Annotated in this window: 3 protein-coding genes and 1 pseudogene; 1 reads left to right on the forward strand and 3 read right to left on the reverse strand. The window is 72.5% G+C overall.

Annotated elements, in window-relative coordinates; genetic code table 11:
- Positions 1-79 precede the first annotated feature (79 nt).
- Entirely contained in the window at positions 80-913 is an 834-nt protein-coding gene (locus tag CCN56_RS23390) for a MurR/RpiR family transcriptional regulator (protein WP_086829703.1), read from the forward strand.
- An 11-nt stretch (positions 914-924) separates the two neighbouring features.
- On the opposite strand, the gene CCN56_RS23395 is transcribed toward CCN56_RS23390, so the two are convergent.
- The 3 genes and pseudogenes from CCN56_RS23395 to CCN56_RS23405 form a co-directional block, all read right to left on the reverse strand.
- Entirely contained in the window at positions 925-1,296 is a 372-nt protein-coding gene (locus CCN56_RS23395) for a hypothetical protein (protein ID WP_086829705.1), read from the reverse strand.
- 38 nt (positions 1,297-1,334) lie between these two features.
- Positions 1,335-1,769, reverse strand: a complete 435-nt coding sequence (locus CCN56_RS23400; protein WP_086829707.1) for a roadblock/LC7 domain-containing protein — start codon at positions 1,767-1,769, stop codon at positions 1,335-1,337.
- Positions 1,769-1,971, reverse strand: a pseudogene (locus CCN56_RS23405) (transcriptional regulator); the annotation flags it as partial. The gene CCN56_RS23400 and the pseudogene CCN56_RS23405, both read right to left, overlap by 1 nt.

Consider the following 1,971-nt stretch of genomic DNA (forward strand, 5'->3'; position numbering starts at 1 on the left):
GTCCGTTCTCCCGCCTGCCTATCCTGCCTGCATATCCTTATGCAGAGTTTTCCGCGGGTGAATAGGTGAAGGGGGCGGCATGAGCGACAGCCCGGCCGGTCGGCTGCAGGCGCTCTTCGAGGGGCACCGGCTGACGCCGACGCAGCGGCGGATCGCGCACTCCATGGTCCGGCGCGCCGGCGACGTGCCGTTCCTGTCCAGCGTCGAGCTCGCCGAGCTCGCCGGGGTCAGCCAGCCGTCCGTCACCCGTTTCGCCGTCGCCCTCGGCTTCGACGGCTACCCGGCGCTGCGCAAGCACCTGCGGGAGAGCATGCCCGCGGCCGCCGAGGAGCCCTCGGGGCACAACGAGTACCAGCAGGCCGTGCTCGCCGAGATCGAGAACCTCCGGCACCTCGCCGGGCTCCTCGCCGACCCCGCGCCCGTCGAGCGGGCCGGGCGGCTCCTCGCCGGCTCCCGGCCGCTGCTCGTGCTCGGGCTGCGGGCCGCCTCCTCGCAGGCGCGGGGCTTCGCCTACTTCGCGGCCAAGGTGCACCCGGACGTCCGGCTCCTCGACGAGGGCGGCTCGATGCTCACCGACCGCGTCGACGCGGCCGTACGGGCCGGGGCCACGGCCCTGCTCTGCTTCGCGCTGCCCCGGCACCCCAAGGAGGTCGTCGAGGCCCTGGAGTACGCGCGCGGGGCCGGGCTCACGGTCGTGACCGTCGCAGAGTCGGCGTTCGCGCCCGTCGCCGCCCACAGCGACCTGCTGATCCCGGCCGCCGTCGGCACCGGGCTCGCCTTCGACACCGCCTGCGCGCCGATGCTGCTCGGCCGGGTCCTCCTGGAGGCCATGGCCGACGAACTCCCCGACGCGCAGGCGCGCCTCGAGGAGTTCGACACGAAGGCGGCGGCCCGGGGCCTGTTCGTCGAGTAGGCCCCGAACCGTCAGACCTCCAGCTCGGCCTCGATCTTCTTCAGCTGGTGGCGGGCCATCGCCAGGTTCGCGCGGCCCTTGTCGAGCGCCAGGTAGAGGAAGAGGCCGTTGGTGCCGCGCCCCTTGAGGAGCCGGATCAGGTGGTACTGGCTGCCGAGGGTGATCAGGATGTCCTCGAGCTCGTCCTTGATCCCCAGCATCTCCATCGTCCGGACCTTGGCCCGGACGACGTCGGTGTTGCCCGCCGCGGCCATGTTCAGGTCGAGCTCGTTGCCGCCGCCGATCATGCCGAGCGCCATGCCGCTGGTGTAGTCGACGAGGGCCGCGCCGATGGCGCCTTCGATCTGGGCCGCTTCCTTGAGGGAGGTCTCGGTGTTCGCCATGGTGTCGTACTTCCTTCTCGCGTGTTCGGGACTCGGTGTCAGTTCAGGTCTCTGCGTTCCAGCGCGCCGTCGACGAGTTCGCCTATCCGGGCACTGGACCTGCGGGCCTCCAGGTGAAGTCGTCCCACGTTGATCCGAGGTTCGGCGAGCAGCGTCAGGACGGCCGAGCCGCCCGCCGCGTACGTCGCCACGTAGCCGTTCTCGCCCCGTACGAGCAGTTCGCGGAAGAGGCCCTGCCCGGTGGTGTCGGTCAGCCGCTGTCCGACGCCGAGCGCCGCCGCGGTCAGCGCGGCCACGCTCTCCGCCTCGCCGTCCACGGTGTCGTGGGCGAGCACGAGCCCGTCGGCGCTGGCCGCCAGGGCTCCGGTGAGCTGGGGCAGTCGGGCCCGCAGCCGTCTGAGCTCGCCGAGCACCTCGGCTTCTGCCGTCATGAGTTGTCTCCTCTCGGCGCGCATGCGCAGGGCACGCCTCATCACAGCTGTGCCTCCAGGGCGTCACGGAGCCTGCGCAGCAGGGCGATGTCGGGATCGGCCACCGGCACGGCCGGCAGGAGCACCGGCGGGGGCGGTACGGAGTCGGGTTCGGGCGGGGTCTCGACGAGCCCGGCGGCGGCCAGGCGCCGCACGTCGAGGAGCGTGTGGAAGGCGGGCCGGCCGAGCAGCCGGGCGAGCTCCG

Origin of the sequence: Streptomyces sp. NRRL B-24572, from assembly GCF_002156145.1 — a bacterium.
Classification (GTDB): Bacteria; Actinomycetota; Actinomycetes; order Streptomycetales; family Streptomycetaceae; genus Streptomyces; species Streptomyces vietnamensis.